Consider the following 20,224-nt stretch of genomic DNA (forward strand, 5'->3'; position numbering starts at 1 on the left):
ACAGCAAATAGGAGCGAGATCCTCAATACTTGGACGTGGACGATGGCGCTTCGACCGTCCGACGAGACGAATGAATGACCGTTCGACCTTGAGAACTGCCCAGTACATCGCGCTAGCTCGACCGACCACAGTGGGTCGTCAAGGGACAGACCCAACTACTGTATGGACGTGCAGTACATCGAGGAGCGACGGCGGTATCATAGGGTCGTCTCAGAAGGGAGTGAGCCATGTGCTACTCGGCGCAGATCGTAGCGGACTACAAGAAATTCGTGCGAGAGTTCGGCGCCCGGATGAGCTTGCGTGAATTCGCGGACCTCTACTGGGCGCGCGCGAACGGGAGCAAGGTGAAGATCCCGAAGGCCATGGACGCGGCGTTCGACGATCCGCAGGAAGAGGAACAGCGCGAGATCAAGGCGGCGATCGACCGGTTCAACGCGGAGCAGGCCACGGCGCTCGAACAGGAGCTATTCAGGCAGCGCGGGCGGCTCGCGGACGCTGAGCGGACGCTCCAGACCAGGACAACAAAGGCCGCTACCGAGAGCAAGCGCATTGCCGCAGGCAAGATCGACGCGACGATCCGCCGACTCGACGATCTCCGGCGTGTCGGGCTGAAGGACCGCGACTCGCGAATCTTTCCCGGCACCTACGCGCCGGTGATGGTCATGGAGGGAGGCCACCGGGTGATCAAACCCATGCGCTACCAGTGCCGGCCGGCTGGCAAACCGAAGTTTTACGACAGCAAATATCCCGGCACCTACAACGCGCGCCGGGACAATCTCGAAGGATTCTGGAAAGAGCTATTCGGCTACTCACACGGCCTGATGGTCGTCAGCGCGTTCTACGAGAACGTCAGCCGCGCCAAGATGGAAGGGCGCGATCTGCAGGACGGCGAGCAGGATGAAAACGTGGTGCTGGAATTCCGGCCGGACACGGGCGGCCAGATGCTGGTCGCCTGTCTGTGGTCACACTGGAAGGCACCTGGCGAGGCGGATCTGCTGTCGTTCGCGGCGATTACGGACGAACCGCCCGCGGAGATTGCCTCGGCTGGCCACGACCGTTGTATCGTGCCGATCAAGCCAGAGAATATCGATGCTTGGCTAAATCCGGATCCGGCGAATCTGACGGCGCTTCACGCGATCCTGGATGATCGATATCGACCGTACTACGAGCACCGGATGGCGGCCTGACCGGTTCACACGGCTTTTGCAAAGTTCCAAGGTCGCATACGGGTGGGCCTGCCGATCGCGGTGCTAGAGCACCACGCCGTCGTCTATCAGCCGCTGTGCAGCGCTGTACCCCTTTGTACAGTGCACCTCTTCCGGTGACTGGACTAAGGCAAAATAGGCGAGGAAGTTTCGCGCGACGGGCGGCATCACGCCGCTGCGTTGCGCCAATCGGACGCATGGAGATGCGCTATGGAAAAGCTCGCGAAAAGCTGCTCGACGCTTGCTGCGTTGGGACTCCTTCTGACTGGCTACGCCGCAGCCGGAGAACCACACAGCGGGCCACACCTGACCCCAACCGAGTGCCATGACCTGGCCGCGACTAAAAGCAACGCGCCTCGGACGAGGTCACAACACCGAAGCGAGATTTCGGCTCTCAGCAAAGCGGGCTACAACCCATCACCATGGCACGACGACCCAAACTACCCAGCGGATCTACACGCGGCGCAGCGCCGGGTTGACCATTGGTTCGAAACGGAGTGCAAGCCGTCTCAACCCAAGTGAGAAGCCCCGGAGCCGCTATGGTCCTCAAAGTTGGCGCGCAGCAACCGCGCGTCGCATTGCAGCGCAGGTACCTTGGAGCGTGGCCTGCAGATCGGCCCACGGGTCTCCCTTTCAACGAAAGTACATGGGCGCTGCGGTTTTTTCACTCCACTAGCCCGCGTTACTGACATCGCCCAGTTCGCGCCACCAGCTCGGCATTGACAGCCTTTTCGTACCTTGCAACGGCACATTCGGAAGACCGCTTATGGCCGACCTGTGCCTCATGCAACCGCGATGGCTGACTTTGAGCACTTCTGCGTCTACACAGGCTGCTCCGAGGAACTGATCGGCCCGCAGGCGTTCGCGCGGGTAAAACTCGCCTACATCGACGCAAAGACAGCCGCGTCGTGTTAACACAATCGCTTATAGGCTTTAGCCGGCTTTGCACTGATCGACGAATGCCTGGATGATGCAGGTCAGCAGCCGTCGTTCGCGGGGTTTGAGGTCGGTCGTCACGACCGATTCCGACGAATCCGGCCACGAGCCCGCGATACGCCGGTACTCGGCACTGTCCTCACCAAACACCAGCGCGACGGGATCGGTCCCGGTCGCTGCCGCGATGCGCAGCAGATGGTCTGCGCGCAGCATCTGCGTCTCACCTGATTCGAGTTTGCTGATAGCAGTCGGCGTCACGCCCACGGCACGCGCGAGTGCCGACTGCGACATCTCCCGACGGGTGCGTGCCACTGCAATCCGCGCACCCATGCTCCCCATCAATGATTCCTCTCGCATACTTGTTACCTTCTCTTACGAAAAATATTGGCCGTCAGAGGTATTGATCTACGCTTTGATAGTTCTTAAAGTCCAGATTAAAGCTGCACGCTTCGAAATTATGCCTGAACTTCACGCAACCAAATTTACCGCAGGATGATGACATGCCCACAGCTTCATTACACGTGACCATGCCGCCCGCCTCAATGTCGCCGAGGCGGGCTGCGATCCGCCGCGTCCGCTGGACCGCCGATGAAACGGCGAGGGTCATCGCACGCGCGCACGAACTCATAACCGCTACGCCACGCATGCCGCTATACGTTGCGGCGTGGCGCGCGCAGGAAGATGTACTACCCCGTGAACGCTGGCGACAGATCAGACAGCATAGGCACGTCGAGCGCTGGCTAACGCCGCCGCGCGCATCCGTGCTGATAGCGACGCCCGACGAAGCAGCACCGCCGCGCTACCCGCGCGCCATCGAACCCGCCCCACCGATCCCCGAAAAAACTTCCGCCGAGATACCACGCTCCGATTCTGTTGTCCATCGTTATGAGGCGGGCTATATGCCGCATACATCGGCCGAGGTCGATACGCAGATCGTGCGCGCAGTCGCCGAACAGGTTATCCCGGTGCTGACCGCGACCGTCGATGAATGTCTGCGGCAACTGGTCGGCGCAGTGACGGCCGTACTGCAGAACCACGCGATACCGCCCGCAGCGCCGTCCGGGGGCGATGTCTCGCATCCCAGAGTGATGCCGCCGCCGCGTACGCGCCTTCCCCGCGTGTGCGTGGTGGGTCTGATCAACCAGCAGGAGCAGGACGTGTCGGCCGCGTTCAGCGGCGTGATCGACTTCATCTTTGTGAAGGCCCAGCGCACGGGCGGCACGGGGCACGGCGGCGCGGGCATGCTCACGAAAGGGTCAGGTGCTGATGTCGTACTCGCGATGACCGACTTCATCGCGCATGATGTCGAGGCTGCATCGAAGCATCTGCGTGTGCCCTTCGAGCGCGTCAAGGGTAGCGTGTCAGCGCTGAAGCGCTGGCTCACAGAATGGCTGGCAACCGGCATGCGTCACTGAGCAGCGCCGGACGGTCGGGGAACGGTTAAGAAGGGGAAAGAACCACAATCCCAATATTTAGGAGGTTTAACCAATGAACGATCAAAAGTACGCAGCCGAAACGCGCAGCTTCATGCTGGCGACCGGCGCAACAGCAGTCGTCACGATCGTCCTCGGCGGCGTCCACGGCCACGGCATGGCAACACTCGGCCGCAACGGTGCAGTCGATCCCGATGCCCTCCGCGCGATCCTGCAACAGCTTGTCGATCAGGCCGATACAGCCATCACGACCGACCAGTACTTCGATATCACGATAACGCCCATCGGCGACGTCCAGCCATGACCGTGCGAGCGTCCTATGCGTTCAATCGTCTGAGTCCGGATATCGTTGCGATCGCTGACCTCAACGTATCCGGCTGCCGGAGTGTGACCAACGACATCGAGAACGTGCTGGCTGATCTGGTCCGTCTCGCCGCGCTCCTGACGGGCGACCGCGTGATCTATCGCGACTCGGCCGGCGTGTGGGATCAGGTCATCATCGACGATGCCTGCCGTTTCAAAGGCTTCGAATCTATCGGGGCGTCGAGCCCAGTCGCGGCTGTACTGCGCCTTATTGCGCAGGAGACTACGCCTATGAATGCCACCGACGACGATCTTCTCGCGCGCGGCTATCTCGCGCCGATTCGCCGCTTCGATAACGGCCGCATCGCCTGCCTGATGGAAGTGAACCCGTGGCTGTATGCGATCTGCACGGACCTGTTCGAGCGCGGCCACAACAACGCGTTTTATTACCGCGACCGTGGAAGCGCTACCGCCGCGCTCACGGCATGGGATGGACACGGCGAGCCGTCAGGCTGGCTGCGGCATCCGCAGAGCGGGCGGCGGCGTGCTGATGGCGATCCGTCGCGCGAGTATTACCAGCCGTAAGGGAGAACGGAATCATGACAGGCAGAGCGATGCTGGATGCGCATATGCGCAAGGCGGTCCTCGACTCATACGAGACCAGCGTGCAGCTGATGGAAACGCTCGCCGCCTGCGAAACGGTCGAGGTTACGGTGAACTGCGCGATGCTGCGCAGACTGCTTGAGGAACACGCAATCCTGTGCGGCTTCGCACTCGGCCGGCGTTCGGCCGGCGAGGTCGTCGCGGGATGGTGGCAATGACGGGAATGAAACTGCAATGAAGCACGGAGATGATCACGATGAACCCGGCCTGTGGTCGAACGTCCAGCATCTTATGGCCCTGACTGGCTGGACCCAGGCGCGCATAGCCGAACTGATGTTCCCTTATACCGACAGGGGGGTGACACTGAAAGTCCTGAAACACTCGCTTGCCACGATGATCAGTCGCAAACAGCACAACTGGAAGTATGCAGCCGCATTCGCGAAGGCTCTCGGCCTGCCGCTTACCCCATGTCTTACCGACGACTTCCGCAGGTTCAGGATTCAAGGTCTGCAACGCGCCTACGGCTTTAATCTGGTCAGGGCCTGTGCGCGCAATCAGGTCATGGCAATGGATAATAGCCCTCGATGGAAAGCCGCGATCAGCGACGACATCGCGAAGTATTTCGACGATCTCAGGGATACGTTGCCACCGCCTGAGTCCTCGGAGTCTGTAAAGTTCCTGTTTGACTCTCGCGACAGGCCTGACCTCGCCCGCCCGTCCGACGCAGGTTTCCGACGGGTCCACCGCGCGTTACCGTCCAGGACCCGGAAATAATGCCGAAGATATCCGCGCGCACTAGTTCTGCGGTCGCTCGGGCCATTCGATGCTGAACGGGAATCCGGCCTGCTGCGGGATGTCGCGTAGCGCCTGGCGATAGACCCGCCACGCAGCGGCACCTGTCTGCAACGCGGGCGGCGCATCAACCGGTGTGCTCGCCTTGCCATCAGTGTTGGACAGTGCCTCGTCGCGTAGACGGCGGATAAACGCCGCGCGGTACTTCGCCTCGTCCGCATGAAACAGCGCGTGAATATCTTCGTCCTTCGGCTGTTCGATATCGGCATTGGCCCACGACACGATGCGCGGATCGCCGTTCTGTTCTCCGGTTGCCGGATCGAGCGGATGCGCGACGAGATAGTTCCTGCCATGCACCATTGTCGGGTAATGCTCGCGTATCACGGACACCATCAGATCGTGCGTATAGCTCGAAAAGTCGAAGTCCATCGATAACCTCACGGGGTATAGCCCCAACGGCTGCGCTGGTAGATACGGTTAATGTCTGCACTGACCGTGATGCGCAGACCCATGACCCACCATGGACTCGGCAGATCGACGACCGTATTGCCGCCACCCTCAAGGCTGGCGAATTCAACGAAGTCCCAGCCGTGGATGACCTGTGCGCCGCGCGGCACCGCATTGCCAATCGCCGCATCGTGATACGCCAGCGCGTCCGACAGGTACTGGCCGCGAAACGACATGAAGATATTGCCGTCCTGATTCAGTCGCGCGCCGGTCAGCGGCCACAGGAAAGCGCCGGCATCGTCCATGCTCAGAATGACCGCGGTATACGCGTTGTTCACCCACTCCATGCCGCCATAGGCACCGCGACCGCGCATGATGCCGCGCGAACCATCGGTGGCATACAGTTGCACTTCCCCCCATGCGCCGTGCTGCCGCAGGTTCACCGGCCCCCAGATGTTTGCGCCGCCGTTGCTGACATTCAAACCCATTCGCGCAACCACGGTGCCATTGTTATTAACCTGAAAATTCCACAGCGTGAATGAGCTGTCGACGAACCCGATCCCCGAGCCCGCCGCGTTGGGATCGTCACCGTACGAACTGATATAGCCGAAATTGCCGGTTGCCGCCGCGTTCTGCCAGTAGAGCGGGACCTGCCGCATGAACAGCCCGCCGCTCATGTAGTCGCCGCGTTTGTCTACTTTCCATGCCGCCGTGTCGTACACGAGTTGCCGGATATCGGCGAGCGGATCGTTAAGCGGCCCGATGTCGATCCATGCGTCGTTGATGTTATTGCGACGACGCAGGCGCATCGCGGTCGTATCGCCCCACCACATGCCCGGAAACGTTTCGACGGGCTCGGTTGGCCCCGCGTTGTCGCCAACGAGCGCCAGCACGATCTCGTTAAGTTGCAGACGCATGTCAAGCCCTGACGGATGCGCCGGAACCTGATAACTCGCTACCTGTGCCATGTCCTGTTACTCCGTCATCACCGGATGGAAACCCGCCTCGCCGATCAGCCTGCGCTCGCGCGCGAGTTCGGGCGTGATGCCGTGCATCTTCGAATACCCGAGGCCTTCGAGGTCCCGGTGTTCGTATCCGTAACCGCGCGCGATCCAGTCGCACGTTCTGGGGATGAACGCGTTGGCCGCGTTCTGGAACACGATCGCAAAGCCGTACGCTGACTGTGCAAAGACCGTCCACCAGTCGCCCGTCTGAAGGCCCTGCGCGATGATGGCAATCGCGGGCGTCTCCTTGAACGGCACCGCGAAGTTGATCACGGTCACAGCAGCCGGGATCGGCACGTTGTTCTGTGATTCCAGCCGGTCAGGGACATCGATCGTCGCGCCGAGTTCGACGATACCCAGCCCCCACGTGTTATCCGGGACGTGCGCGATCATGTTGAAGTCGCACGCCCGGAACGTCAGGTCGGCCGCGACGATCCGTTGCCATGGCGACCAGTCCTCGGGCAGCGCGGTGGCCGGATCGACGTTCGTAAAGCGCACCACGATCTCCGCACCGCCTTCGTCGATCTTCATGCCGTCCACGTCGAGCCGCGCATCGAAGTCCGGCCACTTGTCGACCGAATCGAACAGGCCGTACATCGCGCCTTCGATGGTCGTTGATACGCGCACCGTGTAGACCCTGCCCATGTCAACCGATGGCGACGGCACGAAGCCATAGCGCGCGTCCGTCGAGACCGCGAACCCGTCAGGATCGAGGTCGAAGTGCAGCGCGCCATAGCGCACGACGAGGTTGGTCCTGGGGCCGGCGAAGTACGGCTCTTGCATGCGTTCGGCGACCAGGTTGTAATCGCGCAGCGGCCCGGTCGTGCTGATCACGTAGGCCGGATTCCATGAGGCGCGGCCGGAACTGTTGACGAACTTCGCGAGGTACGTGCCACGCAGCAGCGGACCAAAACCCGAAGTCTGCGAACCCGCGAAGCGGATGATCTCGCGCGCTTCCTCCCATACGACCTCAGTCGTGAGCCGGTTGCTGTAGCGGATCACCACCTGGCCGCCAACGATCACATCGAGGTTTTCCGCCTGCCGCCAGCGCAGGTTCGCGCCGTCGTTATACATGTCGAGCTGGAAGTCCTGCACGTCTTCGGGCGGCCGGTTCAGCGCGACGATCTCGACGCTGATCGTGGCCCACGTACTCACGCGGCCCAGCGAGTTGATTGCCTGTACGCTGAAGGTCCAGATGCCCGGTCGCGTCGGCTCGATGTCAACCGACGACATCAACGCTTCGTTCCATACGGGCGGATCGCCCGGCGCGGTGTAGTTGAAAACGAAGCGGATCGCACCGAGCGGCGCGAGCCATGAGAACGTGGCCCGCGCGCCGACCACGACCGGACTGATCTGGTACAGGCTTTCGGTGACGCGCAGTTCGGTCGGCGGGCCGACAAAGAACGGATTCATGATGCCGGTGGGCAGTGGCGCGAGTTGCAGTCCCTGCTCGATCGCAAGGAACTTGTCATTGCGATGCGCGACGCCCTGAATCTCGACGTTGCCGTCCTCGTCCTCGACGCACGAGATACAGCGCCATGTCTCGTTGAGCGCGTCGCTTGCGGAGATAGCCCAGATCGCGTTGCGCTGCGGCGTCTGCCGGAATACCTCGGTGATCGTCACGCTGTCGCTCGCGCCCATCGGCGTGATGATGGCCGCGCTCTGAATCGTGCCATCGGGCAGCATCACACTCAGGCCGTACGACAGGCCCGGCCGGAATTCATACGGTGCGTCAAGCTGCACCCAGTTCGCTGCGGCAGCCACGATACGGCCGCCAGCGCGGTTGCCGGCGCGCACCGGATCGGTCGTCAGGAAGTGATGCCCCGGCCGAACGAAGGTGCCCTGCAATCCCGTGCTGAAGACGACCGTCTCGGCCAGCCACTGTTCGGTCAGCAGTATCCATCGTCCAATGCGATGCGCCTGCCCGCGTGACGTGCACCCGAGCGCGCTGACCGGCGTATCGCGGATACCCCAGCGCCGCACCGCATCCTGATCCTCAACGTACTCGATCTCCTGCTGGTACTGGTTGGCCGGGTTATTCCACGTCACCAGCGCGACCGTGTGCCGCTGGTTGAGCGGCGTGCCCTTGTAGGTGAAACGTCCGTCCACCACATTCGCGGGCGTGTACGCATAGAGCGGATTGCCGGGCATGTCGGCCATGAACGTCATCGCCCCGGCGTTCCACATGATCAGGCCGTTGAAGATCGCGGCGAACTGCTGAAGCAGGCTGATCGCATCCTCGCGCGTCTGGAGATAGACGTTGCAGGTATAACGCGGCTCGCTGCCGCCGACACCGTTGGGCACCAGTTCATCGCAGTAGCGGCTGATGGTGTACAGGTTCCACTTGTCGCACAGGTGCGGCGCGATCCAGTTGCCAAGCCCGACCCGTTCGCTGGTCACGAGGTCATACATGATCCACGCGGGATTGTCGGTCCAGGCGATCTGGAACGTCCCGTCCCACACGCCGTAATACTCGCGCGTCACCGGGTTGTAGTTCGACGGGACCTGAATCCGCCGCATCTTCACGTCGAAGGCGAGCTTCGGGATCGAGCGGAACGTTCCGGCATCGACCTGCACGCCGCAGATCGCCGAGTACGGATAGACGAGATTGTTGTTCACAATCTCGGTCATGGTTTCCCACTGGAACGCATCGACGAGATAGACGGTGGTCGAATCGTTGGTGCCGCGACCGACGCGGATATCGTACTGGTTCGGCCCGGTCCCCCAGCGGGCGGACAGGTTGACCAGATACGAGCGCTGGTAGCGGCTCGTCGTCTTGCCCTCAACCGTGTCGAGCATCAGGCGCTGGAAACCGCCGCCGTTCACCTGTACCTCGATCCACACATCGACCGATGCGCCGCGCACGTCACCGGATCCTGTATCGGTGGACGACAGCGACGGAAAGCCGACCGTCACGCGCACTGCATCGATGTTGGGATTGCTGACCGTGCGCGTAACCGGCGCGAGTTGCCGTACGGTCACGCCGACCGAGATTTCCGACTCGACCGACGAGAAGCCGGGAATCGGGGCCTGCCACGGCAGGCCGTTGCGCCACTCGACCGCCGCGCCGGTGAAGTTCCACGAGCCATCCGGATTCTGTAGCGGCGTGTCCTCGATGTAGATGCCCTGTGCGCCGCCGACGATGCCCTCGATCTCGCCCTCGCAGATCAGGTTGATGACGCGCGCGTACTGTGTCGAGCGCAAGGAGTCGGGCGACTCCTGCGGCGAGCGCTGGCCGCTTCCACCGCCGCCCTTGCCGCCGCCGATACCACCCGCGCCAGCGACCGGAACAGGCAGGGCGTGCATCAGACGACCCGTTCGTTATTGGACGAGAAGCCGACGGAGATAACCTGGGAGCCGACCCGCATGCGCCCGTAACCGAGCGGCACCGGCCCGCCCTGACCCATCGTGTTGACCGCGCCATCAAAGGCAAGACTCGGCTGGTTGTCGGCCGCTTCGGGCGTCGCCGTCGCCCTCGCACGCGGCGCGAGCAGTTCCGCGAGACCCGAGAGCGCGAGCGATGCGCCGAAGCCAATCACGGCAGTAGTCAGCGCACCGGGCGGAAACACCAGCCCGATAGCCGCGATGAAGATGCCGCCGAGAATCTTGCCGAATGCGCCCGCGCCTTCGACGATGGGCACGACTTTCAGGACGCCCGACGACTGCGGATAGTCGATGTCGTGTTCGTCGTAGTCCTGATGGGGACCGCGCACGAGAAACGACTGCGCGCCGTGTTCGCTGAAGTACTCGCGCACGCCGCCGATCTGCAACAGCAGCGCGTGCAGCGCTTCCTTCGGACTGTGAACGTCGAGCGTGTAGCGCTTGCCGAAGTTACGCCGCAGGGCGCCGTAAAAGACGACCGTCAGCATGTCATCCTCCTTCCATCAGGCTGCGGTGCCGCAGGATTGCGCGCGCGCGCCGCTGGTAGAACTCGCCGAGCAGTTCGCGGCGTGACAGTTCATCGATCAGGTGGTGGATCATGAAGTTCTCGCCCACATAGACGCCCGCATGGTTGTCGCGGGGCGCGCGGATGCGGAACAGGATTACGTCATGAGGTTTGAGCCTGCGCAGCGCCTCGACATCGAGCGCGCCTTCATGGATCGACACGAAGCCCTCACGCGCGAAGTTCTCGCGGTAGATGTCGGGCAGGTCGAAGTTCTCCCACCAGCCCCATACGCGCGGATAGTCGGCGAGCGTGATGCCCAGCACCGTCGCGTAGTGGTCGCGGATGATCGCGTAGCAGTCGTGCACGCCGTGAACGAATTTCCGGCCTTCGAGCGGAGCCACGAACGGGGCCGGGTAGTTGATCGTGAAGCTACCGGTCGGGTGATTGACGATGATCCACGGCACGCCCGTTTCTGCCATGTACACGCGGTCGGCGTCGGTGGGCATCGGTGGCGTATAGACGTGCGAGTGCGCATAGGCCACCAGTTCGCCCGTATCCTCGGCGCGCGCGGCGTCGGCGGGATCGATGCGGAACACATCGCGCTCGCTCGCCGTGTTGCGGCACGCGATGTAGTTCAGCGTGCCATCGGTCTGTCTGACGACGATCCCGCAGCACTCGCGCGGCGCTTCCGCTGCAGCGTGAATCCTGATCAGCGGAAGGACGGGCGCGAAGTCGTGCATGGTCGCCTCACCGGTACTGGCTCGCGCCGGGAAAGCCGCCAAACGGCAGCCATCCGTAATTGCCGAAGCGCATCCGGCAGGACGAGAGCCGCTTGCCGCAGACATCGTTCGCCGGATCGCCGGTCGGAATGTCGTTGATATCGGCCACGGGTGGCCCGCCGTAGCCGCAGCCGTCGCCGCGATAGCGCCACGGACAGTGATTGCGGATCACCTGACGGCGCGGAAGCTGCACACCCTCGACATCCATCTTCGTCGCCAGTTCGAATTCGACGACTTCGAAGTCCTCGCGGGTCTTCTGGTTCACGTACCAGATTTCATCGGGAAAGGCTTCGTTCGGGTCCGCAGTCGGATTGCCGCCCACGAAGTTCACCGCGTCGAGAAAGCGCGCGAGCGTGCGCCTGCGGATCACGCGTGCTCCGACCAGATCTCCATAGATACGGCACATCGCCGAGATCACGCCGATGACGTTGCTGGCCGTGAACACCGGCCGGGGTAACGTGCCCTGCGCCCGGTACTCGAAGCCGGTCGCCTTCACCGGGTAGCGCTCGTAATACGCACCCCGCCACGCGACCGAGCCGGGTATCGGCAGGTCATTGGTGCCCGCGTGAAACTGCACCACTTCGCCGCCGAGTTCGGTCAGGTCGAGCTGGAACAGTTCGATGACCGCACCGGGACTGAGTTCCTGTGCCGCGCCGTGGATCAGCATCGCCGTTCCCCTTCACGCGTACGCCTCGACGAAGGTCGCACTGACCGACATCGAGCGGGAGCCATCGGCGACCAGGTCGCCATACGTCCACGAGAATTCCGGACAGTAGACGTCCAGTACGCGCGCCTCGCGCGGCGGGCTCCAGTTAAAGATATCCACGCCGTTCCGGGCGCTCAGCCAGTTCAGGATGGCGTGCGCGACAGTGAGTTCACGGTTGGCAAACTCGAGTTGCCAGTTGGCAAACTTCGTGCGCAATCCGGCCGGTCTGCGCTGCCTGTAGCCGTCACCGAACGGGGTTTCGATCACGGCGGGCGTAACATCACCGCTGCATGAGGTCGGACACCAGTCGAACGTGGCACCCGCCACGCGCCCGGCTGCTGCCGCCTCGATGCGCCGCACCCATTCCCGCTCGGTGACGGTTTCATGCGGTGCTTCACGATTCGCCCACCACACCGGATTGACATAGACCCGCATGTCGGCGGGATCGACTATCGGCATGATGTGGACTCCCTACGATGCCGCGAGCAGACCGCCCGCGCGACGCTCGTCGGCGATGACCTGCCGCGCGACTGTCGCCATGCGCTTGCCGAGTTCGATCGCGTCGGCCGTCGCGCCCTGCACTTCCGTTGCGCCGGTCTGCGCGTTGACGGTGATCGAGACATTCACGCCGTTGTCGTTGCGGATGCTGTCGACGCGGCCGGGTACGCCCGGTGAGAAAAACTCCCGCGCGAATGGCGATTCATTCACGCGATACAGATGCCCCGGCAGCACCGGCCCGCCCGCCATGCGCTGGCCGGCATAGGGCAGCGGTTCGGCCGCTGCACTGCGACCGAACAGACCGCCGATCAGGCCGAACAGCCCACCACTGCTGCCGCCGCCACTGAGCTTGCCGAACCAGTCAAATAGCGGCTCCATCACCTGCTTGTACATAAGCATCTTTGCCATGTCGCGCAGGATCGAGGCAGTCATCTCGCCGAAGGACTTGCTGCTGTTATCCGCGCCGCTGATCCAGTCAACGAACATGTCGGCCGAGTTGCGCCCGAACTGCTCGATGGCGCGGGTGAGATCTTCGGTCTGCTGCTTGAGCGGGTCCAGCCTGTTCACCGATTCATCGAAGCGGGCGATGATGTTGCCGAGGATCGCGTGATACTCATCGCCGACGATGGCGCCCTCGTCGAACGCCGCATTCAGCAGGTCGAGTTCGCGGTGGAATTCGCGCGTCGGGTCGATCGCATCGAGTTGCGTCTGCACCCAGCCATCAACCTGCTGCGCGTTCGAATCGATCATCGATTGCAGGTCGGCCCATGCCCGCTTCGCGCGTTCGTGTTCCTCGCTTTCGGCCTGCTGCGCGCGCGTGAGTGCATCGATCTGTTCACGCACGGCGAGCAGCGCCTGCTGCTGCTGCGTCGAGAATTGCAGGAACTTCGGGTCGCTCAGCAGCAGCAGCGTCGAATCGCCCGCGGCCTGTACGCGCCGCAATTCCTCCTGCAGCGACTGCATCGCCTTCGCGTATTCATCGACTGCCGCCTTCGCGGTCTTCGTTGACTTCGCCGCCTTGTCCTGCGCAGCCTTGAAGTCGAGCGTTTTCTTCGTGGTCGCGGCCGTGGTCGTGCCGTGCTGCTGCAAGCCCCTGGTGCCTTCCTCGTAGGCCTTCTGGATTTTCGTCTGCGCGTCGGCCGCCTGATCCATCGCGCGACGTGTATCCTCGGCGCGCGCTGCCATGCGCGCGTCAATGACAGCCATTTCCTCCTTCGACTTGCCGACTTTTGAAAGCGTGTCCTTGAAGTTATTCCACGTGTTCGATGCACCTACGGCAAGGCCCGTGAAGCCCACGAACGCTTTCGCCGCAACATTGGCCGCGTACGCAATGCCCTGCAACACGGTCTGCAATGCACCGCCTTCCTGTGCGGCGTTGATCGCCCAATCGGCAAAGGCGGAAATGGTCGGATTCAGTTCGGCCGCCAGCGACCGCTTCAGCCCATCAACGATTACCTTCAGGTCGGTGAGCTTCGCATCGAATTCGATCGCTGCGCGTGCCGCATCATCCGACACGGCGATCCCAAGCGCCTTGGCCCGTTCCTCCATGCTGCGGAAGGCTTCGCCGCCCTGATTCAGCATCGGAATCAGTTCATCGCCGGTCTTGCCGAAAATCGCCCGCGCGACCGCTACCTTGTCGGCTCCATCCGCGAAGCCCGACATCGCGTCTGCAATGTCGGCCATCGCCTGCGCCGGGTCCTTCGCGCGAAGTTCATCGACGCTCAGGCCGATTGCGCGCAGCGCTGCCGCCTGCGTCGATGCCGGGTTCTGCGCATCGATCATCGTCTTGGCGAGGTTGCGCATCGACCCGGCAAGCGCGTCCGTCGAGATATTCGACTGCCGCGCCACATAGTCGAGCGTCGAGATCGCTTCGGTCGTGGTGCCGAAGCGCTCGGCAAGACGCGCCATCGCCACGGTCTGTTCGTTGCCGGTCGCGATCGCACTGGCGAACGAGCGGGCGAACGAGGTCGCGAAGTCGAGCCCCATCTTCGCGGCCGTCACCGCACTGGTGCGCGCAATGCTTTCGAGCGACTTCTTCATCTCGGCCTGCGCGCGCTGCATGTCGGTGCGCAGACGTGAAACGTTCGCGGCGAGTTCGAAGATCAGTGTCCCGGCTGAAGCCATGATGTGCTATCTCTCATTGCCACGCGTTGATCTCGTCCTCCACCGACAGCTGCGCGCCGCGCGGTGCCGCGCGCGTGTCCTGCGTGAGCAGGTAGTGCCAGCAGAAAAGCTCGTGCGCGCCCATCGACGCCATCACCGCCCCCGCCGTCATGTGCAGGTGTGAAGCGACCGCAAAGACGAGGCGCGTCACGGGAGCGGCGAGGCTTTTTCCACCGCGTCCTGCGTGAAGCCGTTCACGCGCTGCGCGGCATCGATCATTTGGGTGAGGTCACGCATTGCGCGGCCCGGCAGCGCGTCGATGCTCGCCATCGTGAAGCGCTCGCCGTGTTCGCCGGTCACGCATTCGCAGATCAGCGCATAGCCCATCCGTACCGGGTCCTTTTTCTCGCCGTGCCGTTCGAAGAACTTCGTAAGCAGCGGCACGGGCAGTTCGCTGACCGTCACCGTGCCGAAGTGCTCGGTCTTCAGCTTCTCGGTCTGCGTCGCCAGCGTGAACAGCGGCAGACCGGCCGGTTTCTGCATGTCATTCATACGTCGCCCCCGCATTGCCGCTCGTCTCGCTGCTGGTGGTCTCGGTCGCAGCCTCGCCCGCGTTCACATAGACCATCGGCCCGTAGAACGGCGCGGTCTGATAGCCCTGCACGGTCGGCGTGACCCGTACGCGGAACTGACCGGGCTCGCTGTAGGTATGCGTCGCCGTGTTGGTCGTGATCGATTGCGGCGTGGTTTCATCGCCCCAATCGACGAGGAACGCCGAGGCCGTGTTGCCCTGTTCGGCGATAAGCAGCGTCACCGTGAGCGGTGCCGTGCCGAAGGACGGATTGGCCTGAATGATCAGGTCGTATTCCGAACCTTCGTCGCCGAACAGGTCAGGCAGCGTGAGGACCGCCGCGCCGACGATACGCAGCGTCGCGCTGCCCTGAATCGCCTGATCGACGCCGCCCGTTTCGGTCACGGTCTGCACCTGCACCGGAAGCGTACGCACCGCGCCGTTGCGGTAAATGATCTGGAACATGCGCCGCTCGCCATCGTCGTACGCTTCGTCGAGCGCGCGCGTCTGCGGCGAGACCGGGTTGATGAAGAAGTCGAAGGTGAGCGTGCCGGGATCGCGGAACCCGAGCAGCGAGGTCTTCTTTTCGTCGCACAAGGTCGTCGAATCGATCTCGGCGGCGGCGGTTGGCGTGATCGTATAGGTCACGGCGCACACGTCCACGAACGCATTCAGCCGCCATGCGCCGGCCTGCGCGTCGGCCGTCTCGCGACCCGTATTGCTGTTGGCGAGCTTCGCGGCGCGCGTCTCGCGGTTCAATTCCTGCACGACCCACGTCTGGCCGTCGATGGATGCCCAGCCCGTCCCCATGATCAGCACCGGGTCGCCGTTACTGAGTGCGCTCACGCTGTCGAAGATCGCGGTCGCCGGTTCAGACCGCGACACGGTGACGACCGTCCCGGTTGCCTGCGGCGCGGCGTTCGGGTCTTCGAGGTACATCTTCGTGTTCTGCGCGCTGATAGCTTCATTGGCATGGCTCATGGCTTCACCTCCGGTTCAAACCACGTGATCAGTTCAACGGTCACGCGGTGGATGCGCGTGCCTTCCTCGTACATGTCCTGCTGGTTTTCAAAGGTGGGCGGGTCGCCGCTCGCACGCAGGCTGGCAATCGCGCGAGCGAGGTTGTCCAGCGCCTCGGCGCGCGTGAGCGCATAGCTGTCCAGCCGGTAGCTCACGCGGGCTATGTGCGCATAGCCGCAGAGCGTGTTCTGCGGCACCAGCGAAACGCGCGTCAGGATCAGGTACGGCTCGCGTACGGCCATCGGTGCCAGAATGAAAAAAGCCCTTGCAGGGAGGGCTTTTTCGATCAGGCTGAACAGCGCGGCTTCGGTCATGTCGTACCCGGCTCGAACCTCACGCCGTTCGCCTTCGCGTGGCGTTTGACCTGCTGCGTCAGGCGCTTGCGCATCGCGTGATCGGCTTCGCTGTGGCGCGCTTCGGCAGCGGGTTTGAGCCACGGCTGCGCCGGCGAGCGCGACGTGCCAAATTCGAGGAAGCGCCCGTAGAACGGATCACTGCCCTGCTTCTTGTAGACCCGCTCGCCGCTGCGGCTGAAGAACATGGTCGGGCGTCCGCGCACTTTCCTCAGCTTCACGTCGACGCGTACCGCGTGAACGGTGCGATCCGGCCGCACGCGAGAGCGCACGATGCCTTCCTGAAGGATGCCGACCGCGTAGCCGCTCGTGTTGCGCTCGCTGATCGCCCGCGCGTTCTCGCGGGCCTTGTCCATGATCGGCTTAGAGGCAGCCATCAGTGAAGCGCGCAGCATCTTCGATTCCATCTCGCCCGGCAGCTTCTTCAGGAAGTCACCGAGTTCCTTCAGCCCCTGAACCTCATTCACGAAAACATTCACGGTTGGCCCCCTTCAGTGACTGCGCCGGTGCTGCACAACAGGAACACTTCGGAGCGGCCCTGATGCTGCGGCAGCACGGCGTCGATACGATAGATCGTGGCGTGATGCAGGACCCGCATCGACGCGTCGATATCCTCGCGCCAGCGGATGCGGATACGGGTCGTGACGTCCGAGCGGAACTCGGACGACGCCAGCCATTCGCGGCCCGACAGCGATTCGATCGCGGCGTAGACGGTCGCGACTTCCCGCCACGCCTTCACGGCCGGCGCGTTGCTGTTGTCCATCCCCACCACGGGAGCCTCGATCCTGACGCGGTGGATCAGCGGGCCTGCCCTGATGCCGGTCGTCTTTCTCATGACATCGCCGGATCGCGGTACGGATACAGGATGTTGATGACGGGCCACGGCAGATAGCCCTGTGTCCAGTTTGCCGCTTCGGCGGCGTCCGGGTCGCGGATGAAGTTGCCCGCCATCAGCAGCGCGGCCATCTTCACATCCGCCGGGATCGCGTCGTCGGGATACGGCTCGGCGCGCTTCAGGTAGTTCCAGACCGACGCATTGGCGGCGGCGACCGCGAGCGCGAGCGCGGCGTCCATCACGTCGCCATCGATGCGCGCGTGCGCCCGAGCTTCGTCTATCGTGATCAGGTTCATGGCTGTGCGTCCCTGCCATCGCGTCCCCGCTTCGTCGCGAGTGTCCAGGCATTCGGATCGCTGTCGGGCTTGCCGGTGGTCGGCGCGTTGCAATGCCAGAGCGAACCCGCCCACGTCACCGTGTCGCCCGGTTCATAGGCGCGCTCGCCCGACCACACGCCGCGATAGATCAGCACCGGGAACGCAAGGACATGGCGTTCGGACTTCCCGCCCGAGAGCCGCACCGACACGGCCACGGTCCGCTCGCCTTCGGGCTCGACCGTCAGCTCCGCGAGTCCTTCGACGATGCAGCCCCAGCCGTGTTGGCCGTCCGTATTCGCATATGCCCGCCACAGGCCGCCGTCGTGACTGGCCAGCGTGCCGCGCGCGTAGATGCGGCCGAAGTCGATCGCAGGCAGCACATCGAGATCCAACGCATCGCGGCCGTCAGCGCCGGACGTACCGTCGCGGCCATCCTTGCCGTCCCGCCCATCCTTGCCGTCGCGGCCATCTGCACCGCGCTCGCCACGCCCGCCCGGTTCACCGCGTTCGCCCGGTTCGCCCTTCGGCCCCGGTTCGCCACGCTCACCCGCTTCGCCGCGCTCGCCACGTTCACCGCACTCGCCCACATCGCCACGTTCGCCCGGTTCGCCCTTCGGCCCCGGTTCGCCACGCTCACCCGCTTCGCCGCGCTCGCCACGTTCACCGCGCTCGCCCGCATCGCCACGTTCGCCCGGTTCGCCCTTCGGCCCCGGTTCGCCACGCTCACCCGCTTCGCCGCGCTCGCCAGGTTCACCGCGCTCGCCCGCATCGCCACGTTCGCCCGGTTCGCCCTTCGGCCCCGGTTCGCCACGCTCACCCGCTTCGCCGCGTTCGCCACGTTCACCGCGCTCGCCCGCATCGCCACGTTCGCCCGGTTCGCCCTTCGGCCCCGGTTCGCCACGTTCACCCGGCTCACCGCGTTCGCCTTGCTCGCCACGTTCGCCACGATCACCGCGCGCCGGTTCGCGCCGATCGAGTTCCGCGATTCGCGCATGGACCGGCCGCAGCGCACGCTCGACCTCGCGCGGCACTTCCTCGGCGATCAGCACGCCAGCGGCACGCGCCAGCACATCATGATCAGGTTCATTCATGGCTTGCCGTCATCAGTTGACGCTTCTGTTGATGGCCCGCCCGCATCGCCGCAAGCGTGCCGGCCAGATCGGTCGGTGGCGGCGCGGCGGCCGCCGTGCTGTCGCGCGCATCGAGCGCGGCGAGCGAGTAGTTCTGCTGCTGCATGTAGGGCGTTTGCCCGCCCGCGACGGGCGGCAGGTTCAGCTTGCGGCGCGCGTGGTTCGGCTCGACGAAGCCACCCGCGACACCTTCGCGCAGGGTCTTCATCAGCGTCGCGCCGTCCATGCGCAGCAGTCCGTCGAGGTCCATTTCAGTACGCAGGTCGCCGGGTAGCGCGAGGCCTTCGTCGAGACACAGTTCAAGCGACTCGATCAGCGATTGCAGGCACTGCGAATAGTAGTTCTGCGACAGCGCTTCGATGTTGTTGTAGGTCGGCGAGGCGAGTCCGATCATGTAGAGCGGCACGTGAAAGACTGAACAGACGATCTCGGCCGTCATCTTCAGTTGCTCGATGGTCTGCGCATCGACCGCGTTCATGGTCAGCGCTTCGTACTTCAGGCCGTCACCGAGGACCGCCAGCCGGCCGCGATTCGGACCCCCGAACTTTTCCTCCCACTGTTCCTTCAGGCGGTTGGCGGTCGCGTCACTGATCGAGCCGGGTGCGACGAGAATGCCGCCCGGTTGCGCGCCGTTCTCGAAGAACGAGGCCGAGTTGTTCTGGATCGCGAGCCCCTGCCGTGCGGCGAGCGCGCACGCGAACAGCGGCGACGTGCCCACCAGCGGATGAAACAGGCAGTTCATCCGGTCGTGGATGATCTCGGACGCCGGGACCGTCACATCGCTTCCGATGTCGGGCAGCCGGTCATTGCCTAACTGGTAGTACACCTCGCCAGTTTCCGTGACCATCGGCGTGACGAGCGTTGGGTCCAGTACGTGAAGGCCCGTGACCACATTGCGTGCGTCGCGCTCCTTCAGCGCATAGGTGTTGCCGCGCGTGAGCTTCGACATGATCCAGTTCTCGACAAACTGGATGCGCGTCTGGTAGTGGTTCGGCTTGCGCAGCACTGGCGAGAAGGCCGGACTCTCGATGACGGACCAGATATCGTGACTGTCATGGCGCGTCAGGTTAATGGCGAGCTTGCCGATATCGGCGCTGATCAGCGTGATACACGCATAGACCGCATGGAATGCGAGCAGCGTTTCCGGTCGCAGCTCGACATTCTTCTGCCATGCGCCTGAAAACGGCTCGCGGATGATCAGCGGCCACCAGCCACCGCCACCGGGCGTGTTGACGGGAGTCAGGTTCTGCGCGGTCGTCGCGCGCGGCGCGGCGCGGGTAATCTCCAGCCCGAGAATGCGCAT

General features: G+C 63.6%; 25 protein-coding genes. 7 read left to right on the forward strand and 18 right to left on the reverse strand.

Annotated features, from left to right (window positions below; all coding sequences use genetic code 11):
• Nucleotides 1–227 precede the first annotated feature (227 nt).
• Together OKW45_RS09515 and OKW45_RS09520 are read left to right on the forward strand one after the other, a co-directional pair.
• Nucleotides 228–1,187, forward strand: a complete 960-nt coding sequence (locus OKW45_RS09515; RefSeq protein WP_429467512.1) for an SOS response-associated peptidase family protein — start codon at nucleotides 228–230, stop codon at nucleotides 1,185–1,187.
• Between the two features lie 228 nt (nucleotides 1,188–1,415).
• Nucleotides 1,416–1,727 carry a DUF4148 domain-containing protein gene (locus OKW45_RS09520; RefSeq protein WP_429467514.1) on the forward strand — a complete coding sequence of 104 codons (312 nt, stop codon included), beginning with the start codon at nucleotides 1,416–1,418 and terminating at the stop codon, nucleotides 1,725–1,727.
• Between the two features lie 411 nt (nucleotides 1,728–2,138).
• Here OKW45_RS09520 and OKW45_RS09525 read toward each other — a convergent pair whose 3' ends face one another.
• Complete coding sequence (locus OKW45_RS09525; protein WP_429467517.1) at nucleotides 2,139–2,498, reverse strand: helix-turn-helix domain-containing protein; 360 nt, start codon at nucleotides 2,496–2,498, stop codon at nucleotides 2,139–2,141.
• Between the two features lie 542 nt (nucleotides 2,499–3,040).
• On the opposite strand from OKW45_RS09525, the gene OKW45_RS09530 reads away from it, so the two are divergent.
• The 5 genes from OKW45_RS09530 to OKW45_RS09550 all read left to right on the forward strand — a co-directional run bounded on the left by OKW45_RS09530 (nucleotide 3,041) and on the right by OKW45_RS09550 (nucleotide 5,254).
• Nucleotides 3,041–3,556, forward strand: a complete 516-nt coding sequence (locus tag OKW45_RS09530; RefSeq protein WP_429467520.1) for a hypothetical protein — start codon at nucleotides 3,041–3,043, stop codon at nucleotides 3,554–3,556.
• A gap of 73 nt (nucleotides 3,557–3,629) precedes the next feature.
• Nucleotides 3,630–3,878 (forward strand): hypothetical protein, encoded by a 249-nt coding sequence (locus OKW45_RS09535; RefSeq protein WP_429467523.1) that lies wholly within the window; start codon nucleotides 3,630–3,632, stop codon nucleotides 3,876–3,878.
• A complete protein-coding gene (locus OKW45_RS09540) occupies nucleotides 3,875–4,462 on the forward strand; it encodes a hypothetical protein (protein ID WP_429467525.1) in 588 nt (195 codons plus the stop codon). The genes OKW45_RS09535 and OKW45_RS09540 overlap by 4 nt, the downstream gene beginning before the upstream one ends.
• 14 nt (nucleotides 4,463–4,476) lie before the next feature.
• Nucleotides 4,477–4,698 (forward strand): hypothetical protein, encoded by a 222-nt coding sequence (locus tag OKW45_RS09545; RefSeq protein WP_429467528.1) that lies wholly within the window; start codon nucleotides 4,477–4,479, stop codon nucleotides 4,696–4,698.
• 16 nt (nucleotides 4,699–4,714) lie between these two features.
• On the forward strand, nucleotides 4,715–5,254 hold the full coding sequence (locus OKW45_RS09550; protein ID WP_429467530.1) for a hypothetical protein: 540 nt from the start codon (nucleotides 4,715–4,717) through the stop codon (nucleotides 5,252–5,254).
• Nucleotides 5,255–5,275: 21 nt separating this feature from the next.
• Here OKW45_RS09550 and OKW45_RS09555 read toward each other — a convergent pair whose 3' ends face one another.
• From OKW45_RS09555 to OKW45_RS09635, 17 genes are read right to left on the reverse strand one after another with little or no spacing between them, the layout of a single operon-like run.
• Nucleotides 5,276–5,701: an XkdW family protein gene (locus OKW45_RS09555; protein WP_429467532.1), complete on the reverse strand. Its 426-nt coding sequence runs from the start codon at nucleotides 5,699–5,701 to the stop codon at nucleotides 5,276–5,278.
• An 8-nt stretch (nucleotides 5,702–5,709) separates the two neighbouring features.
• On the reverse strand, nucleotides 5,710–6,687 hold the full coding sequence (locus OKW45_RS09560; protein ID WP_429467535.1) for a hypothetical protein: 978 nt from the start codon (nucleotides 6,685–6,687) through the stop codon (nucleotides 5,710–5,712).
• 6 nt (nucleotides 6,688–6,693) lie between these two features.
• Nucleotides 6,694–10,029 carry a TipJ family phage tail tip protein gene (locus tag OKW45_RS09565; protein ID WP_429467537.1) on the reverse strand — a complete coding sequence of 1,112 codons (3,336 nt, stop codon included), beginning with the start codon at nucleotides 10,027–10,029 and terminating at the stop codon, nucleotides 6,694–6,696.
• Complete coding sequence (locus tag OKW45_RS09570; protein WP_429467539.1) at nucleotides 10,029–10,592, reverse strand: tail assembly protein; 564 nt, start codon at nucleotides 10,590–10,592, stop codon at nucleotides 10,029–10,031. The genes OKW45_RS09565 and OKW45_RS09570 overlap by 1 nt, the downstream gene beginning before the upstream one ends.
• Before the next feature lies 1 nt (nucleotide 10,593).
• A complete protein-coding gene (locus OKW45_RS09575; RefSeq protein WP_429467541.1) occupies nucleotides 10,594–11,349 on the reverse strand; it encodes a C40 family peptidase in 756 nt (251 codons plus the stop codon).
• 7 nt (nucleotides 11,350–11,356) lie between these two features.
• Nucleotides 11,357–12,055 (reverse strand): phage minor tail protein L, encoded by a 699-nt coding sequence (locus OKW45_RS09580; RefSeq protein ID WP_429467544.1) that lies wholly within the window; start codon nucleotides 12,053–12,055, stop codon nucleotides 11,357–11,359.
• Between the two features lie 12 nt (nucleotides 12,056–12,067).
• The gene (locus OKW45_RS09585) at nucleotides 12,068–12,553 is read right to left on the reverse strand and encodes a phage tail protein (RefSeq protein WP_429467545.1); all 486 of its coding nucleotides are present in this window, start codon (nucleotides 12,551–12,553) and stop codon (nucleotides 12,068–12,070) included.
• A 12-nt stretch (nucleotides 12,554–12,565) separates the two neighbouring features.
• Nucleotides 12,566–14,716: a hypothetical protein gene (locus tag OKW45_RS09590; protein WP_429467547.1), complete on the reverse strand. Its 2,151-nt coding sequence runs from the start codon at nucleotides 14,714–14,716 to the stop codon at nucleotides 12,566–12,568.
• A gap of 13 nt (nucleotides 14,717–14,729) precedes the next feature.
• The gene (locus OKW45_RS09595; RefSeq protein ID WP_429467549.1) at nucleotides 14,730–14,906 is read right to left on the reverse strand and encodes a hypothetical protein; all 177 of its coding nucleotides are present in this window, start codon (nucleotides 14,904–14,906) and stop codon (nucleotides 14,730–14,732) included.
• Complete coding sequence (locus OKW45_RS09600; protein ID WP_429467550.1) at nucleotides 14,903–15,247, reverse strand: hypothetical protein; 345 nt, start codon at nucleotides 15,245–15,247, stop codon at nucleotides 14,903–14,905. Before OKW45_RS09600 ends, OKW45_RS09595 begins: the two co-directional genes overlap by 4 nt.
• Nucleotides 15,240–16,247, reverse strand: a complete 1,008-nt coding sequence (locus OKW45_RS09605) for a phage tail tube protein (RefSeq protein WP_429467552.1) — start codon at nucleotides 16,245–16,247, stop codon at nucleotides 15,240–15,242. The genes OKW45_RS09600 and OKW45_RS09605 overlap by 8 nt, the downstream gene beginning before the upstream one ends.
• A complete protein-coding gene (gene gp17, locus OKW45_RS09610; protein ID WP_429467554.1) occupies nucleotides 16,244–16,600 on the reverse strand; it encodes a tail completion protein gp17 in 357 nt (118 codons plus the stop codon). The genes OKW45_RS09605 and gp17 overlap by 4 nt, the downstream gene beginning before the upstream one ends.
• Complete coding sequence (locus OKW45_RS09615; RefSeq protein ID WP_429467556.1) at nucleotides 16,597–17,118, reverse strand: HK97-gp10 family putative phage morphogenesis protein; 522 nt, start codon at nucleotides 17,116–17,118, stop codon at nucleotides 16,597–16,599. Before OKW45_RS09615 ends, gp17 begins: the two co-directional genes overlap by 4 nt.
• Nucleotides 17,115–17,474: a phage head closure protein gene (locus OKW45_RS09620; RefSeq protein WP_429467558.1), complete on the reverse strand. Its 360-nt coding sequence runs from the start codon at nucleotides 17,472–17,474 to the stop codon at nucleotides 17,115–17,117. The genes OKW45_RS09615 and OKW45_RS09620 overlap by 4 nt, the downstream gene beginning before the upstream one ends.
• On the reverse strand, nucleotides 17,471–17,770 hold the full coding sequence (locus OKW45_RS09625; protein WP_429467560.1) for a head-tail connector protein: 300 nt from the start codon (nucleotides 17,768–17,770) through the stop codon (nucleotides 17,471–17,473). The genes OKW45_RS09620 and OKW45_RS09625 overlap by 4 nt, the downstream gene beginning before the upstream one ends.
• Nucleotides 17,767–18,882 (reverse strand): hypothetical protein, encoded by a 1,116-nt coding sequence (locus OKW45_RS09630; protein WP_429467563.1) that lies wholly within the window; start codon nucleotides 18,880–18,882, stop codon nucleotides 17,767–17,769. Before OKW45_RS09630 ends, OKW45_RS09625 begins: the two co-directional genes overlap by 4 nt.
• Nucleotides 18,875–20,224, reverse strand: a complete 1,350-nt coding sequence (locus OKW45_RS09635) for a phage portal protein (RefSeq protein ID WP_429467565.1) — start codon at nucleotides 20,222–20,224, stop codon at nucleotides 18,875–18,877. The genes OKW45_RS09630 and OKW45_RS09635 overlap by 8 nt, the downstream gene beginning before the upstream one ends.

Source organism: Paraburkholderia lebeckiae, assembly GCF_050436225.1.
Classification (GTDB): Bacteria; Pseudomonadota; Gammaproteobacteria; order Burkholderiales; family Burkholderiaceae; genus Paraburkholderia; species Paraburkholderia tuberum.

Excerpts from the sequence above, each read along its gene's own strand:
- OKW45_RS09515 (WP_429467512.1), top strand. The coding sequence starts at position 228 with ATGTGCTACTCGGCGCAGATCGTAGCGGACTACAAGAAATTCGTGCGA.
- OKW45_RS09520 (WP_429467514.1), top strand. The coding sequence starts at position 1,416 with ATGGAAAAGCTCGCGAAAAGCTGCTCGACGCTTGCTGCGTTGGGACTC.
- OKW45_RS09525 (WP_429467517.1), bottom strand. The coding sequence starts at position 2,498 with ATGCGAGAGGAATCATTGATGGGGAGCATGGGTGCGCGGATTGCAGTG.
- OKW45_RS09530 (WP_429467520.1), top strand. The coding sequence starts at position 3,041 with ATGCCGCATACATCGGCCGAGGTCGATACGCAGATCGTGCGCGCAGTC.
- OKW45_RS09535 (WP_429467523.1), top strand. The coding sequence starts at position 3,630 with ATGAACGATCAAAAGTACGCAGCCGAAACGCGCAGCTTCATGCTGGCG.
- OKW45_RS09540 (WP_429467525.1), top strand. The coding sequence starts at position 3,875 with ATGACCGTGCGAGCGTCCTATGCGTTCAATCGTCTGAGTCCGGATATC.
- OKW45_RS09545 (WP_429467528.1), top strand. The coding sequence starts at position 4,477 with ATGACAGGCAGAGCGATGCTGGATGCGCATATGCGCAAGGCGGTCCTC.
- OKW45_RS09550 (WP_429467530.1), top strand. The coding sequence starts at position 4,715 with ATGAAGCACGGAGATGATCACGATGAACCCGGCCTGTGGTCGAACGTC.
- OKW45_RS09555 (WP_429467532.1), bottom strand. The coding sequence starts at position 5,701 with ATGGACTTCGACTTTTCGAGCTATACGCACGATCTGATGGTGTCCGTG.
- OKW45_RS09560 (WP_429467535.1), bottom strand. The coding sequence starts at position 6,687 with ATGGCACAGGTAGCGAGTTATCAGGTTCCGGCGCATCCGTCAGGGCTT.
- OKW45_RS09565 (WP_429467537.1), bottom strand. The coding sequence starts at position 10,029 with ATGCACGCCCTGCCTGTTCCGGTCGCTGGCGCGGGTGGTATCGGCGGC.
- OKW45_RS09570 (WP_429467539.1), bottom strand. The coding sequence starts at position 10,592 with ATGCTGACGGTCGTCTTTTACGGCGCCCTGCGGCGTAACTTCGGCAAG.
- OKW45_RS09575 (WP_429467541.1), bottom strand. The coding sequence starts at position 11,349 with ATGCACGACTTCGCGCCCGTCCTTCCGCTGATCAGGATTCACGCTGCA.
- OKW45_RS09580 (WP_429467544.1), bottom strand. The coding sequence starts at position 12,055 with ATGCTGATCCACGGCGCGGCACAGGAACTCAGTCCCGGTGCGGTCATC.
- OKW45_RS09585 (WP_429467545.1), bottom strand. The coding sequence starts at position 12,553 with ATGCCGATAGTCGATCCCGCCGACATGCGGGTCTATGTCAATCCGGTG.
- OKW45_RS09590 (WP_429467547.1), bottom strand. The coding sequence starts at position 14,716 with ATGGCTTCAGCCGGGACACTGATCTTCGAACTCGCCGCGAACGTTTCA.
- OKW45_RS09600 (WP_429467550.1), bottom strand. The coding sequence starts at position 15,247 with ATGAATGACATGCAGAAACCGGCCGGTCTGCCGCTGTTCACGCTGGCG.
- OKW45_RS09605 (WP_429467552.1), bottom strand. The coding sequence starts at position 16,247 with ATGAGCCATGCCAATGAAGCTATCAGCGCGCAGAACACGAAGATGTAC.
- gp17 (WP_429467554.1), bottom strand. The coding sequence starts at position 16,600 with ATGACCGAAGCCGCGCTGTTCAGCCTGATCGAAAAAGCCCTCCCTGCA.
- OKW45_RS09620 (WP_429467558.1), bottom strand. The coding sequence starts at position 17,474 with ATGAGAAAGACGACCGGCATCAGGGCAGGCCCGCTGATCCACCGCGTC.
- OKW45_RS09625 (WP_429467560.1), bottom strand. The coding sequence starts at position 17,770 with ATGAACCTGATCACGATAGACGAAGCTCGGGCGCACGCGCGCATCGAT.
- OKW45_RS09630 (WP_429467563.1), bottom strand. The coding sequence starts at position 18,882 with ATGAATGAACCTGATCATGATGTGCTGGCGCGTGCCGCTGGCGTGCTG.
- OKW45_RS09635 (WP_429467565.1), bottom strand. The coding sequence starts at position 20,224 with ATGCGCATTCTCGGGCTGGAGATTACCCGCGCCGCGCCGCGCGCGACG.